The organism is Nocardia arthritidis (assembly GCF_011801145.1).
GTDB classification, from domain to species: domain Bacteria; phylum Actinomycetota; class Actinomycetes; order Mycobacteriales; family Mycobacteriaceae; genus Nocardia; species Nocardia arthritidis_A.
In genome coordinates, this window is sequence record NZ_CP046172.1 from 8024516 (window position 1) to 8039493 (window position 14978).

Annotated in this window: 14 protein-coding genes; 9 read left to right on the top strand and 5 right to left on the bottom strand. The window is 66.1% G+C overall.

All coding sequences use genetic code 11. The features are described from left to right. Nucleotides 1-226 precede the first annotated feature (226 nt). Nucleotides 227-1249, top strand: coding sequence for a hypothetical protein (locus F5544_RS36190; RefSeq protein WP_238846834.1), 1023 nt, complete (start codon nt 227-229; stop codon nt 1247-1249). Between the two features lie 72 nt (nt 1250-1321). Here F5544_RS36190 and F5544_RS36195 read toward each other — a convergent pair whose 3' ends face one another. Together F5544_RS36195 and F5544_RS36200 are read right to left on the bottom strand one after the other, a co-directional pair. Continuing rightward, nucleotides 1322-2929 carry an MDR family MFS transporter gene (locus F5544_RS36195; RefSeq protein WP_167477333.1) on the bottom strand — a complete coding sequence of 536 codons (1608 nt, stop codon included), beginning with the start codon at nt 2927-2929 and terminating at the stop codon, nt 1322-1324. Further along, nucleotides 2926-3555 (bottom strand): TetR/AcrR family transcriptional regulator, encoded by a 630-nt coding sequence (locus F5544_RS36200; RefSeq protein WP_167477334.1) that lies wholly within the window; start codon nt 3553-3555, stop codon nt 2926-2928. The genes F5544_RS36195 and F5544_RS36200 overlap by 4 nt, the downstream gene beginning before the upstream one ends. A gap of 164 nt (nt 3556-3719) precedes the next feature. On the opposite strand from F5544_RS36200, the gene F5544_RS36205 reads away from it, so the two are divergent. Genes F5544_RS36205 through F5544_RS36215 form a run of 3 tightly spaced genes read left to right on the top strand, consistent with a single transcriptional unit; the run spans nt 3720 to nt 6756 of the window. Beyond that, the gene (locus F5544_RS36205; protein WP_167477335.1) at nt 3720-5018 is read left to right on the top strand and encodes an ABC transporter substrate-binding protein; all 1299 of its coding nucleotides are present in this window, start codon (nt 3720-3722) and stop codon (nt 5016-5018) included. Further along, the gene (locus F5544_RS36210) at nt 5015-5908 is read left to right on the top strand and encodes a carbohydrate ABC transporter permease (protein WP_194252446.1); all 894 of its coding nucleotides are present in this window, start codon (nt 5015-5017) and stop codon (nt 5906-5908) included. Before F5544_RS36205 ends, F5544_RS36210 begins: the two co-directional genes overlap by 4 nt. Beyond that, the gene (locus F5544_RS36215) at nt 5908-6756 is read left to right on the top strand and encodes a carbohydrate ABC transporter permease (protein ID WP_428847197.1); all 849 of its coding nucleotides are present in this window, start codon (nt 5908-5910) and stop codon (nt 6754-6756) included. Before F5544_RS36210 ends, F5544_RS36215 begins: the two co-directional genes overlap by 1 nt. A 7-nt stretch (nt 6757-6763) precedes the next feature. On the opposite strand, the gene F5544_RS36220 is transcribed toward F5544_RS36215, so the two are convergent. Next, nucleotides 6764-7165, bottom strand: a complete 402-nt coding sequence (locus F5544_RS36220; protein ID WP_167479707.1) for a winged helix-turn-helix transcriptional regulator — start codon at nt 7163-7165, stop codon at nt 6764-6766. Nucleotides 7166-7238: 73 nt separating this feature from the next. Between F5544_RS36220 and F5544_RS36225 the strand changes: the two genes are divergently transcribed. Further along, nucleotides 7239-8066 carry an SDR family NAD(P)-dependent oxidoreductase gene (locus tag F5544_RS36225; RefSeq protein WP_167477337.1) on the top strand — a complete coding sequence of 276 codons (828 nt, stop codon included), beginning with the start codon at nt 7239-7241 and terminating at the stop codon, nt 8064-8066. Between the two features lie 57 nt (nt 8067-8123). On the opposite strand, the gene F5544_RS36230 is transcribed toward F5544_RS36225, so the two are convergent. Next, nucleotides 8124-9581 (bottom strand): MFS transporter, encoded by a 1458-nt coding sequence (locus tag F5544_RS36230; RefSeq protein ID WP_167477338.1) that lies wholly within the window; start codon nt 9579-9581, stop codon nt 8124-8126. A gap of 68 nt (nt 9582-9649) precedes the next feature. On the opposite strand from F5544_RS36230, the gene F5544_RS36235 reads away from it, so the two are divergent. Next, on the top strand, nt 9650-10372 hold the full coding sequence (locus F5544_RS36235) for a TetR/AcrR family transcriptional regulator C-terminal domain-containing protein (protein ID WP_167477339.1): 723 nt from the start codon (nt 9650-9652) through the stop codon (nt 10370-10372). Here F5544_RS36235 and F5544_RS36240 read toward each other — a convergent pair. Further along, nucleotides 10328-11677 (bottom strand): MFS transporter, encoded by a 1350-nt coding sequence (locus F5544_RS36240; protein ID WP_203217428.1) that lies wholly within the window; start codon nt 11675-11677, stop codon nt 10328-10330. The genes F5544_RS36235 and F5544_RS36240 overlap by 45 nt on opposite strands. Before the next feature lie 102 nt (nt 11678-11779). Between F5544_RS36240 and F5544_RS36245 the strand changes: the two genes are divergently transcribed. The 3 genes from F5544_RS36245 to F5544_RS36255 all read left to right on the top strand — a co-directional run bounded on the left by F5544_RS36245 (nt 11780) and on the right by F5544_RS36255 (nt 14968). Beyond that, a complete protein-coding gene (locus F5544_RS36245) occupies nt 11780-12637 on the top strand; it encodes a helix-turn-helix transcriptional regulator (protein WP_167477340.1) in 858 nt (285 codons plus the stop codon). A gap of 67 nt (nt 12638-12704) precedes the next feature. Then, nucleotides 12705-13946, top strand: coding sequence for an acyl-CoA dehydrogenase family protein (locus F5544_RS36250; protein ID WP_167477341.1), 1242 nt, complete (start codon nt 12705-12707; stop codon nt 13944-13946). Continuing rightward, a complete protein-coding gene (locus tag F5544_RS36255) occupies nt 13946-14968 on the top strand; it encodes a phosphotransferase family protein (RefSeq protein ID WP_167477342.1) in 1023 nt (340 codons plus the stop codon). The genes F5544_RS36250 and F5544_RS36255 overlap by 1 nt, the downstream gene beginning before the upstream one ends. Nucleotides 14969-14978: the final 10 nt, after the last annotated feature.

Sequence of the window (14978 nt, forward strand, 5' to 3'; positions counted from 1 at the left end):
CCCCTTCGAATCCCGGCCGCCGTGCTCGGATCGTCCTTGCCGCCACAGAAATCCCCTTCCGCCGAATATCCGGACAGTGTGATCGAGTATTGCGCCCGCTCCCGATGAGCAACGGTGCTACAAGACGAAAATATCTGGGGCACAAGATGTTCGGCGGCCCGAGTGTTAGAGTCCTGGGTCGAGCGGCGCATACGCTCCCGCCCGCTCCGATCCACGAGAGGTAACCGTGTGCTGCGCTGAACCCATTCAGGACCCCCGGCGTACCCGCGGGCAGCTGATCTCGTCGGCGGTGCGGCTGGGCCTGGCGGTGACCGCAGGCCTCGTCGCCGCCGGTATCGGGATGAATTCCGCGGGCGCCGACCCGATTTCGGATGCGATCCCCACCGGGGCCGAGGCGGGCTTCGTGGTGTTCGACCGGACCGCGGGGCGGGCGACCATCGAACTCGATGCGCACAAACGGTTCCGGTCGGCCTCGGTGGTGAAACTGCTCATCGCCATCGACTATCTGGAATCCCATGACGCACAACATCTTCCGGCGGCGGATGCGGAACGACTAGAGGCGATGCTGCGATCGAGCGACGACGATGTCGCCAGCTATCTGTGGATCGAGGACGGCTGGCAGACGATCATCGACCGGATGGTCGCCCGGATCGGGCTCACCGATACCGCACCGCCCGCCGCCCGCGGCATGTGGGGTTACACCGCGATCAGCGCGGCCGACGTGGTGCAGATCTACCGGTACATCCTCGAACGGGCCGATCCGGCGGTCCGCCGGTTCATCATGGACAATCTGCACGCCTCGACGAAGTGCGGCCAGGACGGTTTCGATCAGTCGTTCGGGATCGGCCGGGCGCTCGGACGCCCGGCCGCCGTCAAACAGGGCTGGTCCGGCTTCGGTGACGCGCCGGACCCCGACAAGCTATGTGCCCCCAGCAATCCCAAGCCACCGATACCCGCCGACGCACTGTCGGCCAGCGCGACGAAGAACCTGACATTCGGGCCGGACGGCATCCGCGAGATGTGGTCGCCGACCCAGGGCACACCGCCCGAACCGCCCGCGATCAATCTCACCAAGCGAGCCATGCACACCACGGGCACCGCAGGCGTCGACGACGAGAAGATCATCGTGCTGCTCTCGCTCGAACCGACCGGCACCCCGTGGGATGTCTCCGCTCAGCGAATCACCGTGCTGACCAAGGCGATCGACCTGGCGAACTGGAGCGAGACGACCGGACTCGGCGCGCACTGACCGCGAATACCGCTGCGCCCATTGCTAGGCCGCGGCGCCGTTCGAGAACGACACCGCGGCCCATCGCAAAGTTCAGCGCTCGCCGACCAGTTCGGCGTCGGGATCGCGCTCCTCGTCCTCCCCCAACACTGCCTCACCGCGGGCGACCATCCCCGCCTCATCCGACAGCTTCAACTGCGGGATGAACAGTGCGAGCAGCAGTGCGACCGCCGCACCGGGAATCAGATACCAGAAGCCCGGCACCAGCGCGTCGACATAGGCGCCGACGATGGCGTCGTGCAACTGCGACGGCAGGTGTTTCACCACCGATGGCACCAAAGCGCCCGGCTGCAAACCGGACTGGGCCACCTGGTCCATATGCGCGCGGAACGCCTCCGTGAGATTGTCGGTCAACCGGTTGGTGAAGATCGAACCGAAGATGGCGATGCCGATCGCGCCGCCCATTTCCCGGAAGTAGTTGTTGGCGCTGGTCGCGGTGCCGATCTGGTTGGGCGCCACCGCGTTCTGCACGACGAGCACGATGATCTGCATGATCAGGCCGAGCCCGGCGCCCATCACGAACAGCTGCGCCGAGACCACCCACATCGGGGTATTCGCGTCGAGCTGGGTCATCCACACCATGCACAGCAGGATGATCAGCGCACCCAGCGGCGGATACGCCCGGTACTTACCGGATTTCGTCACCGCCGTCATCGACGTCATCAGCGTGCCCATCATGCCGACCATCATCGGAATCAGCAGCAGACCCGAGACAGAAGCCGAAGCGCCCGTTGCCATTTGCAGATAGGTCGGGATGAAGCCGAGCGCCGCGAACATCACCAGGCCGATCAGCAGACCGATGGTCGAGGTGAGGACGAAGGTCCGGTTGCGGAACAGCCACAGCGGCAGCATCGGCTCCTCGGCCCGGGCCTCCACCGCGATGAACACCCCGACCACCAGCACCAGCGCCGCGGCCATGCCGAGGATGGTCGCCGAACCCCAGGCATACCGCTTACCGCCCCAGTCGGTGATCAGGATCAGCAGGGTGGTCGCCGTCGACATCAGCAGCACGCCGAGGTAGTCGGGCCGAGTCTTGGGCCGGTGACTCGGAATCGTCAACTGCCGGAACGCGATAACCAAGGCGACGATGCCGACGGGCACGTTGATCCAGAAGCACCAGCGCCAGCTCAGATGATCGGCGAAGAAGCCGCCGAGCAGCGGTCCGGCGACGGATGTGACGCCGAAGATCGCACCCATCGGCGCCATGTACTTACCGCGATCCTTGGCGGGCACCACATCCGCGATGATGGCCTGGGCCAGGATCATCAGACCGCCGCCGCCGACACCCTGCAGGCCGCGGAAGGTGACGAATTCCCAGAATCCGGTGGACGCGGCCGCGCCGATCGACGCGACGGTGAAGATGCCGATGGCGAACAGGAACAGCCAGCGCCTGCCGAACAGGTCGCCGAACTTCCCGTAGATCGGCATAGTGATGGTGGTGGCGAGCAGGTAGGACGTCGCGGTCCAGGCCATATTCGACACTCCGCCCAGCTCGCCGACGATGGTCGGCATCGCGGTGCCGACGATCATCTGGTCGAGGCTGGCCAGGAACATACCCGCGATGAGCGCGGAGAAGATGAGCCAAATCCGCTTCTGGGTCAGGACAATCGGTGGCGGCGGCGAATCTGCCGTCGTTGTCATCGGTTATCTCCTTGTGCTGGCGGCCGCTCGAAGAGGCGAGCGGCCATTCGGCAGTGTTCGTCCAGTCCCTGGGCAAGGGTCATGGACGTATCCCCGGCCAGCGACATCGCGGCACGGGTGGTCATTGTTGTCATCAATCCCGCTGTGAGCGAGATGAATTCGGATGAGATCGCATCACCCATCCGGGCGTGCAGCAGTTCACCGAGCGCGGCCTCGTGTTTCAGACCCGCGGCGAAGAATCCGGCGAGCACCCGCGGCTCGGTCTTGATGAGGTTCGCCACGAGTGAAATCGTTTCGCGCACTTCGGCATCGGGTTCGTAACCGGATGCGAAGAGCCGGGTGAGATCGTCGATCAGCACACCGGTCGGCCCGCCTGCGATGAATTCCGCTCGGGCACTTGGCGTTCCGATTTCACCGACCGGACCGACCACCGCGTCGAGCTTGGTTTCGTAGTAGTTGAAGAACGTCCGCGGTGACACCCCGACGGCCTTGGCGATGTCATCGGTGGTGGTCGCGTCGAGTCCGCGCTCAGCCGCGAGTCGCCGCGCGGCCTGGCAGAGCGCGAACAGGGTCTGACGCTTCTTCAGTTCGCGCAGACCCAGTTCGGGTGCGTTTCGCTCGGCCATAGCCAAAACATAGCACAAACTGCAATTTTTCAGACAGTGCAACTTTCGTCACATCGGGCCCGGCATACCGAATAACGCGGGTTGGCCCGATCGAGCCCATCGATGCGGCATCCTGGATGCCTGTCCCCGTGCCAGTGCTGTCGCGCAACAGAACTCGGACCACCATGCGAATCGAACGACGGACATTCCTCCGCGGCGCGGGCGCCGCACTGCTCGCGCCCGCCCTCGCCGGATGCGGCGGCGATGACGACGCGCTGACCTTCTTCTTCCAGGCGAACCCGGAGGAGGCGGACGGCCGGATGCGGGTGATCGACGAATTCACCCGCAGACATCCGGATATCAAGGTCAGGACCGTGCTGTCCGGCCCGGATCCGATGCAGCAGATGCTGACCTTCTGCGCGGGCGGCAAATGCCCCGATGTGCTGATGGCCTGGGAGCTCACCTACGCCGGCCTGGCCGACAACGGGGTGCTACTCGACCTGAACACCATGCTCGCCAAGGATCCCGCCTTCGCGGCCGACCTGAAATCCCGCAGCGTTCCAGCGCTTTACGACACCTTCGCCTTCAAGGGCGGGCAGTACGCGCTGCCGGAACAGTGGGCGGGGAACTTCCTCTTCTACAACCGGCAGCTGTTCGACAAGGCGGGCGTGCAGCCGCCCCGCACCTGGTCCACCGCCTGGAGCTTCGACGAATTCCTGGATGTCGCAAAGGGTTTCACCAAGCGCGAGCGATCGGGCAAGGTGACGCAGTGGGGTTTCGTCGACACCTGGGTGCCCTACTATTCCGCCGCGCTATTCGGCATGAACAACGGCGCGCCGTGGGCGATCCCGCTGTCCAATCCGACGAGGGCCAATTTCGCCGACGACGCCTTCATCGACGGCGTGCAGTTCTACGCGGACCTCGCGAACATATACCGGGTGGCGCCGACCCCGGCCGATCAACAGTCCATGTCGACCATGGACCTGTTCACCCAGGGCAAGGCCGCGCTCGCCATGGGCGGCCATTGGCGCTATCGCACCTTCTCCGACGCGGAGCAGCTCGATTTCGATCTCACCGCGCTGCCCGCCGGACCGAAGGCCTGTGGTGCGCAATCGGATATCGGCACCACCGGGTTGGCCATCGCGGCCGATAGCAGGCGCAAGGAACAGGCTTGGGAATTCGTCAAGTTCGCGACCGGCCCGGTCGGCCAGGCGGTGATCGCCGAAACCGGCCTGTTCGTACCGGTACTGAATTCCGCGGTGAACTCCCCCGAATTCGCCGGCGCGCACAAACATGTGGCAAACCTCGGCATCCTCACCGAGGGGCCCGCGTACTCGGCCCGGTTGCCGGTCACCCCCGTCTGGGAACGCATCGATGCGCTGATGGACCGCAATTTCGGCCCGGTGCTGCGCGGGGCCGCGTCCGCGCATTCGTTCAAGGACGGCCTGTCCCACGACACCGACGAGGTGCTGCGCAACCAATGACCCGTTCCGATCTGGCCCGGCGCCGCGCCCGCGCGGGCCGTATGTTCATCGCACCGAATCTGCTCGCCGTCGCGATCTTCCTGGTATTTCCGCTGGCGTTCTCGCTCTATCTGAGTTTCCAGCACTGGGATCTGTTCGGTCCGTCCCGATTCGCCGGACTGGCGAATTTCCGCCGCCTGCTCACCGGCGATCCGCTGTTCGTCATCGCGGTGCGCAATTCGATCGTCTTCACCATCGGCACGCTGGTGCCCACCGTCGTCATCAGCCTCGCGGTCGCCGCGGCGCTGAACCGGAAGATCAAGGGAATAGGGATATTCCGAACCATCGCCTTCCTGCCGCTCGCGGTGTCCGGCGTGGTGATGGCGGTGGTGTGGCAGTACATCTTCGATACCAACTCCGGACTGTTCAACACCGTGCTCGGCTGGGTCGGGATCGATCCGGTCCCCTGGCTGGTCGACCCGAAATGGGCGATGGTCTCGCTCTGTCTGGTCAGCGTCTGGAAAAGTATTCCGTTCGCCACCGTCGTGCTGCTGGCCGCCATGCAGGGGGTGCCGGAAAACCTCTACGAGGCAGCGAAAATCGATGGGGCGAGCGCGCTACAGCGTTTTTTCTCGATAACCCTGCCGCTGATCCGCGGCGCGCTGTCGTTCGTCTTCGTCATATCGATCATCAACGCGGTCCAGGCGTTCGATCAGGTCTATGTGCTCACCGGCAGGCACGGCGGGCCCGAGAGCGGAACATATGTGCTCGGCATCATGATCTTCCAGAACGCCTTCGCATTCGGCGATGTCAGCTATGCCTCGGCGATCGCCTGGCTGATATTCGTCGTGCTGCTCGTGCTGACCGCCGCGCAACTGTGGTTCACCAGGAAGGACACCGCGGAGCAATGATGTCGGCCAAGGTCAGGCGATTGAGTGGGCGCGGCTTCGCCCGTGCCGTCGCGCTATACGCCGCACTTACCGCGATCGCGTGGTGCGCGCTGTTCCCGATCCTGTGGGCGCTGTCGGGTTCGCTGAAGAAGGAATCCGAAATCACCACGCCGACGCTGATCCCGCCGCATCCACAATGGTCCAATTACGGCAGCGTTTTCCGGCTGATGCCGTTCGGCCGCATGTTCCTCAATACGATTCTGTACGCCGGATGCATCACGGTCGGCCAGGTGTTCTTCTGCTCGCTGGCCGGATACGCGTTCGCCAGGCTGCGTTTCGCGGGCCGCGAGGTGCTTTTCCTCGCCTATCTCGCCACCCTCATGGTGCCGCTGACGGTCACCGTCATCCCGCAGTTCATCCTCATGCGCGTCTTCGGCTGGACCGACACACCATTGGCGCTCATCGTGCCGGGGCTGTTCGGCAGCGCCTTCGGCACCTACCTGATGCGCCAGTTCTTCCGCACGCTCCCAACGGAATTGGAGGAGGCCGCGATCCTGGACGGCTGCACGACGTGGCAGATCTACTGGCGGGTGCTGCTGCCGCACGTCCGGCCCGCCGCCATGGTGCTGGCGGTCCTCACCTGGGTCAATGTGTGGAACGACTTCCTGTGGCCGCTGATCATGGTCCAGCGCAAGGACATCTCCACCGTCACCCTCGGCCTGGTATGGATGCAGGGACAATATATTTCGAAATGGCCGGTGCTGATGGCCGCATCGATGGTGATCCTGGTGCCGCTGCTCATCGTCTACGCCTTCGCACAGAAATCCTTCATCCGCGGCATCGCCATGTCCGGGATCGGCGGACGGTGACCAGGTTTCACCGGGCTCGTGCACGCGCGGCGCGAATTTCGTCGCCGTGCGTCACCGCCCAATCGGCCAGCGCGGAAAGCGGAACCAGCAGCGACCGCCCGAGCGGCGTCATGCGGTATTCCACGGTCGGCGGCGCAGTCGGGAATACGGTGCGTTCCACCAGTCCTTCGTTTTCCAGCGACCGCAAGGTTCTGGTCAGCATTCGCTGGCTGATGCCATCGATCGAGCGATGTAACTCGTTGAACCGGTAGGGCCGTCGTCCGAGCAGTGCGATCAGCAGCACCGTCCACCTGTCACCGATCTGTCGCAGGGTATCGCTGACGGGGCAGGCGTCGTAGTCGACGACCGGAACGGGTACAGGTAAATCGACCTCGATCATCGAGGGCACACCCGTGTACGTATCTGACATAAAAGTGCCTTCTTTCGCCGCCGCCGCGCATTGCAGATGATCGAGGTACATCAATCAGGCTAATGGAGAAGACATGACCAAAACCGTCGTCATCAGCGGCGCGACCGATGGTATGGGCCGTGCGATGGCCCTCGAACGGCTGACCCGCGGCGACACCATGATCGCGATCGGCAGCAATCAGGCCAAGGGTGAAGCCCTCGCGGTTGCCGCCGGATCGGCGGCGGACCGGCTGCAGTTCCTGCGTGCCGACCTGAGCTCGGTGGCCGAGGTCGAGCGGGTGATCGCCGAAATCAAGGCGACCCACCGCGCCGTCGACGCGCTACTGCTGTTCGCCAACCGGGTCAGCGCGCGCCGGATGGAGACCGCGGACGGCTACGAATACAGCTTCGCGCTCTACTACCTGAGCAGATATCTCTTGTCGCACAAGCTGACTCCGCTGCTCGAGCGGGCCGCGCGTCCGGTGATCGTGTGCGTCTCCGGTGTCGGCGTCACCAAGGGCGGAATCAATTGGGACGATCCGCAGTTGACCCAGAAATACAGTGCCGTCCGCGCCCAGCTGCAGGCCGGTCGCGCCAATGACCTCTTGGGCGTCTACTACGCCGAAAAGTTCGGCGGTACAGTACGATTCGTGCATTATCATCCCGGCTTCACCCGCAGCGGCGATCTGTCCGCCGTGAATCCGGTGGTCCGGACCACGATTCGCACACTCGCCCGATGCGCCGCCCGCCCCGTGGACGAATCGGTGCGGCCGATCAACGATTTCATCGATAATCCGCCCGCTGCGCCGCTCACCGCGATCGACCGCGGGCGAATCCTGGACCTGTCCCTGCCCACCCTCGACCCCCGCAATGCCCGCCGTCTCGCGAGCCTCACCAAAGATCTACTGTCGACCCACAATTGAGGTCACCGGTCAGCGCGGTTGGCCGTCGGAGCACAGCCACGACGGCGGTGCCCGCGCTTACCGCACGCTGACCGGTTCCGGTTCCGCCGTGGGAGCAACCGGGTCGCGGCGCAACAGCACGACGCCGAGCAGCGCCGCGGCGACGCTGAAGCCGGCGCTGATCCACGCACCGGTGGACATCGCGGTGGCGAAGGCCGCCTTGGCGGGTTCGGTGTAGCCGAGTTCGAATGCGGCGCCGATGGATTCGCGCGCGGCGGCGGGCACGTCATCCGGCATATTGTCGGTGAATACGCCCGCCAGCACGCTGCCGAGGATCGCGATGCTGATCGCATTGCCGACCTGCTGCACGGTGTCGTTCAGCGCGGAGCCGACCCCGGCGTGCTCCAACGGAATCGCGCCCATGATGGCGGTGTAGACGGCGGGTGCGGCCAGGCCCGCGCCGATGCCCATCACCAGCATGCTCGCCAGCACCGCGCCGTAACCGCTGCCGAGCGCGAGCACGGTGAACGCCGCACCCATGATCAGCAGACCGGTCACGATCAATGTCTTGTTGCTGATCTTCTTGCCGAGCGCCGCGCCGAGCCCGTTGCAGACCACCGCGGCCACCGCGTTCGGCAGCAGTGCCAGGCCGGCCTTCATCGGTCCGTAGCCCAGCACGAATTGCAGATATTGCGTGAGCATCAGCATCATCGAGCCCATCCCGAACACCATCAGCAGCAGCGTGCAGCAGGTGCCGGTGAACGCACGGCTGCGGAATACCGCCAGCGGCAACATCGGATGTTCGGCCCGCCACTCCCAGCCCACGAAGGCCAGCGCCGCGGCCACCGCGAGCGCGATCATCCCGAAATTCCATTCGCGTTCGATGATCACGTACACCGCCGAGGTCAGCGCGACGATCGAGAGCCCGACGCCGACCGGGTCGACCGGCCGCTGCGCACCGACCGATTCCGGCATCAGCACCAGCGCCGCCGCGATCGCGAGCACCGCGACAGGCACGTTGAGCAAGAAGATCGAACCCCACCAAAAGTGTTGCAGCAGAAGACCACCCAGTGTCGGACCGAGGACGATGCCGACCACCGACACCACCGACCAGCCCGCCATCGCGGTGCGCCGCTCGTCCTCGTCGAAGGTGGTCATCAGGATGGACAGGGTCGACGGCATCACCAGCGACCCGCCGACGCCCATCGCGGCACGCGCCGCGACCAGCTGCCACGGTTCGCTGGCCAGCAGCGCGATCAGCGAGGCGCCGCCGAATACCGCGAGCCCGATGATGAGCATGCGCCGCCGCCCGAACCGGTCGGACAGGCTGCCCGCCGTGAGCAGCAGCCCGGCGAAGACCAGCACATAGGCGTCGAGAATCCACTGGATATCGGATGGGGAGGCGCCGAGTTCGCGGATCAGCGACGGTATGGCCAGATTGAGCACCGTCGCGTCGATCATCAGGACCAATAGGGACAGGCAGAGCACCACCAGGATCCACCAGCGGCGCGGGTCTCGTACAGTGTTCGATTGCACTCGCACAGCGTACGATAAACTTGGCTACCGTGCGAGCAGATAAATCCGCGAGGAAACCGTTCACCTCCGTGTGGACCCGAGAACCGCGCCGCCCCAAGGCATCCGGGCTGGACCGAGACCAGATCGTCCGGGCCGCAATCGAATTGCTCGATCATGAAGGCCTGGAGGCGCTCAGCATGCGCAAGCTCGGCGCGGCCCTCGGCGCGGGCGCGACCAGCCTCTACTGGTACGTCGCGAACAAGGACGAACTGCTGGAGCTCGCACTCGACGAATTCTGGGGCGGCATCGGCGTACCCGATCCGGACGAGATGCACTGGCGCAACGTCATCACCGCCTTCGCATACAACATGCGGATCAGCTCGCTCGCCCACCCGTGGGGTCCTTCGCTCATCGGCACGCTACCCAGCGTCGGCCCCAACGCCTTTCGGCTCACCGATCGGCTCCGCCGGGCCTTCCTGCAAGCCGGGCTCACCGGGGTCGATCTCTATCTCGCCAACTCCACGGTGCTGAGTTTCGTACTCGGACAGGTCATCCCGGAGATCACCTTCCGGAAGGCCTTGGGCGGCGGCGAATACGACCAGGAGTCCACCACCGAGGCGCTGACCCGGTTGGCCGCCGAATACCCGGACATGCTCGACGCGCGGGCCGCGCTGGAGAAACTCGATCCGAACGCGGCCCGCGCCATGGCCTTCGATTTCGGGCTCACCGCCGTGCTCGACGGGATCGCCGCCAAACTTCCCCAGCGGTCAGCGCAACCGCAGCGAAGCCAGCGCGGTCGCCAGCAGCAGTAGCGCGCCGAGCAACAGGCTGGTGGTCATCCCATGCTGGAAATCGTGCGCGACAAGCGAGCCGAACAGCGCGACCGCCACCGCGCCGCCGAGCTGCCGCACCGCGTTGAACACCCCGCTCGCCACACCGGCCTGCTCGGCGGCGACGCGATCCAGCAGCACGCTGAGCAGCGTCGGAACGGCGAGCCCGCCACCGAATCCGATCGGAATGGCGAGCAGCGCCACCACCGGCACCGGCGTCGACCCGTCGACGAAAAGCAGCATCAGCAGCCCGAGCGCCACGCCGAGCTGACCGCCGACCACCGGCACCCTCGGCCCGAACCGCCGGGCCAACCACGGCGAGGCCGTATTTGCGAACCCGATCAGCACCATCATCGGCACGAAGGAGAGCCCGGCGGCCAGCGCCGAATAGCCGCGCATCTGCTGCAGATACAGGCTCAGCAGGAACACGATCCCGTAGAAACCGGCGCTGAACGCGAAACCCGCCGCGAAAGTGATCGATACCGCGCGGGTGCGCAGCAGCCCGAAGGGCACCATCGGTCGCGCGGCCCGGGATTCGGCCAGCCAGAAGCCGATTCCGGCCGCCACCGCCACCGCGGCGGCCAACAGCACCGGCGTGCCGGTATATCCGGCGTGACCGCCCTGGATCAGCGCGAAGGTCAGCGCGGCCAGCGCGACAACCGCCGTCACCTGCCCCGGAATATCCAGCGGTGTCCGGTGCCGCGGCGAATGCCGCACCCGCGTCAGCACCAGCAGCGCGACAATGCCGACCGGAACATTGATCAGGAAGATCAGCCGCCAGCTCCACACGGTGGTCAGCAACCCACCGACCACCGGGCCCGCCGCGACGGCCACCGAACCCGCGAGCGCCCACATCGACAGCGCCCACGCCCGCCGCGCCGGATCCGGATAACCCTGCCGCACCAGCGCCAGCGACGACGGCAGCACCAGGGCGGCGGCAATGCCCTGCAGGAACCGCGCGCCGACCAGCAACCCGAGGCCGGGAGCCAACCCGCACGCCACCGAGGCGACGGTGAAACCGCCGAGCCCGCAAGCGAAGGCGCGACCGGCGCCGATCCGGTCGGCCAGCGCACCGGCCGAAAGCATGACCGACGCGAACATCAGCGTGTAGCCGTCGACCACCCACTGCAACCCCGACATGCCCGCGGCCAACTGCCCGCCCATTGTGGGCAATGCGACATTGACCGCCGAGGCGTCGAGGATGATCAAGAAACTGCCGAACAGTGCCGGTAGCAGCGCGAACCCGGAACTTACCTGTGCCGCAGCCGGTTTCAGTGTGGACACCATGCTCCGAGTCTCCCGTTGGAGCCGGTGTGGTGGAAGGGCGCCGGTATCCGGGGTGTGCCACGGCCCCTTTCGCCGCGTCGAACGGACCTAAACTCCGAATACATGACAGACCAGGGCGAATTGGGCAGATTCCTCCGGGCTCGGCGCGAGCGGGTCAAACCGGCCGAGGTCGGTCTGCCCGCCGTCGGCGTGCGCCGCACCCCCGGGCTGCGCCGAGAGGAACTAGCCACGCTGGCCGGGATGAGCGTCGATTACTACGTCCGGCTCGAGCGCGGCAAGGAGGTGCATCCGAGCCCCGCCGTGCTCGAAAGGCTGGCCGCCGCACTGCTGTTGACCGAGGCCGAGACCGCGCACTTGAACGCGCTCGCGGCCGGAGCCGGCGGCACCGCGAATCCCAGGCGACGCCCGGCGAGCCGAACCGTCCGCCCGACCGCGCGGCTGCTGCTGGAGGCCGTGCGACCGAACCCGGCCATTCTGCTGAGCCGCACCAACGACCTGCTCGCCGCCAATCCGTCCGGCCTGGCGCTGTTTCCGGGTCTGGCCGATTGGCCTGCCAAGCGGCGCAACCTGATTCGCTACCTATTCCTGCATCCGGCCGCCCGCACCCTCTGGCCGGACTGGGAGACCATGGTGCCCCGCAGCGTCGGCAACCTCCGGGCCAGAGCGGGCACCGATCCGGACGATCCGGAACTGACCGCCCTCGTCGGCGAATTGATCGTCAAGAGCCCGGATTTCGCTCGGCTGTGGCATCGCTATGACGTGCGCCCGCGTACGGTCGGCACCAAGGTGTACAACCATCCCACCGTCGGCCGGATGCACCTCGACTTCGAGAATATGGCCCTGCCCGATACCGACGGCCAATACCTCGTCATCTATCTGGCCGCGCCCGACACCCCGGACCACGACGCCATCACCCTGCTCGACCTCGCCGCGGATCCGGCCGTATCCGACACCCGTTGAAGTAGATTCGCTGATACAGACTTCGAGATCCGGGCCGGTGCCCGCATCCCGCCGATTGGAGTACCCGATGGACCTGTTCACGGTGTCCGACCGCGCCAAGAAATACCGGGATGAGCTGCTCGCCTTCATGGACGAGCGGATCTACCCCGCCGAATCCGGCTATGCCGAGCAGATGCGCGCCGCGGGCGATCCGCACCACCACCCGCGGATTCTGGAGGAGCTCAAGGCCGATGCCCGCGACCGCGGACTGTGGAATCTGTTCCACCCGCATCCCGAATGGGGCCCCGGACTCACCAACCTCGAGTACGCGCCGCTGGCCGAGATCATGGGCCGCAGCCCGATGCTGGCGCCGGAGGCCTGCAACTGTTCGGCACCCGACACCGGGAATATGGAGGTGCTGACCCTGTTCGGCACCGAGGAGCACCACCGACGCTGGCTGGAACCGTTGCTGGCGGGCACGATTCGCTCCGCCTTCGCGATGACCGAGCCCGCGGTGGCGAGTTCGGATGCGACCAATATCGAGATGCGGATGGAACGCGACGGTGACGGATACCTGTTGAACGGGCGAAAATGGTTCGCCTCCAACGCATTACACAAGAACTGTCGGGTGCTCATCGTCATGGGCAAGACCGATCCGGACGCGCCCAAGCATCGACAGCAGTCGATGATGGTCGTCCCGATCGACGCGCCGGGCGTGACCGTGGTCCGCAACCTTCCGGTGTTCGGCTACGCCGATCGGGAGGGCCACGCCGAGATCACCTTCGACAATGTGCGCGTGCCGGACGGCGACGTATTGGCCGGGCCGGGTGAGGGTTTCGCGATCAGCCAGGCGCGGCTGGGCCCCGGCCGCATCCACCACTGCATGCGCGCGATCGGCATGGCCGAGCGGGCACTCGAATTGATGTGCGCCAGAGCGGATTCCAGGACCACCTTCGGCGCCCCGCTGAGTGAGCGCGCCAATATCCAGGATTGGATCGCCGAGGCGCGCATCGAGATCGAGCAGACCCGACTGCTCACCATGAAGGCGGCCTGGCTGATGGACACCGTCGGCAACAAGGCGGCCAGGGTGGAGATCGCCGCGATCAAGGTCGCCGCGCCGAATATGGCGCTGAAGATCGTCGACCGCGCCATCCAGGTGCACGGCGCCGCCGGTGTCACCGACGACTTCCCGCTGGCCAGCGCCTGGGCGCACCTGCGAACGCTGCGGCTGGCCGACGGACCCGACGAGGTGCACAAGCGCAGCATCGCCCATGCCGAACTCGGCAGGCATCGCAAGCGTGTCGCCGAACGGGCGGGAAAAGAGCAGTGATGCAACAGGTTCCGGCATTCGATCTGGAAACGGCCGTGCCCGGCTGGTTGACGGCGCTCGGCCTCGAACACCGGCTTCCGTTGCGCGCCACCAGGGTCGGGCTCGGGCAGTCGAACCTCACCTTCGCGGTCACCGATGCCGAGGAGCGCCGCTGGATCCTGCGCAGGCCGCCGCTCGGACAGCTGCTGGCCTCCGCGCACGACGTCGCCCGCGAGGCGCGCATACTCACCGCGCTGGCCGACACCGATGTCCCGGTTCCGCGCGTACACGGCGTCGTCGCCGACGGCGAGGTGCCGGTGGTGGTCATGGAATACGTCGACGGGCTGGTCGTCGACCGCATGGACATCGCCGAGGGTTTGACGCCCGAACACCGCGGGGCGATCGGAATATCGTTGCCGCGCACCCTCGCCCGGATTCACGCCGTCGATCTCGACGCCACCGGGCTGACCGGTCTGGCCAGCCACAAGCCGTATGCCGAACGCCAACTCAAGCGCTGGACCGCGCAGTGGGAACATTCCAGAACCCGCGAGCTGCCGCAGCTGGACCGGCTCACCGAGCGGTTGCGCGCCGCCGTCCCGCCGCAGCGCGAAATCGCGGTGGTGCACGGCGATTTCCACATCCGCAACGTCATCACCGACCCGGCCACCGGCGCCATTTCGGCCGTGCTCGACTGGGAGCTGTGCACGCTCGGCGATCCGCTCGCCGATCTCGGCAGCCTGCTGGCCTACTGGCCGGAGCCGGGGGAACACAATATCGGCAACTTCGGCATGTGTACGCTGCCCGGCTTCCCGAACCGCGCCGAAATCGCCGCCGAATACCTCGCGGTGACCGGCAGAGATATTGCGGCCCTTGGCTTTTGGCATGCACTGGGCCTGTGGAAGGTCGCCATTATCGCCGAGGGGATCCTGCGCCGCATCCTGGACGACCCACGCAACCGGGCCGCGTCGGGCGCCCCGACCCCCGAACGCATCGACGAGGTGGTCGCGGCCGCGGATAAGGTCGCGAGCGCCGCCGGGATCTGAAAGATGTTGG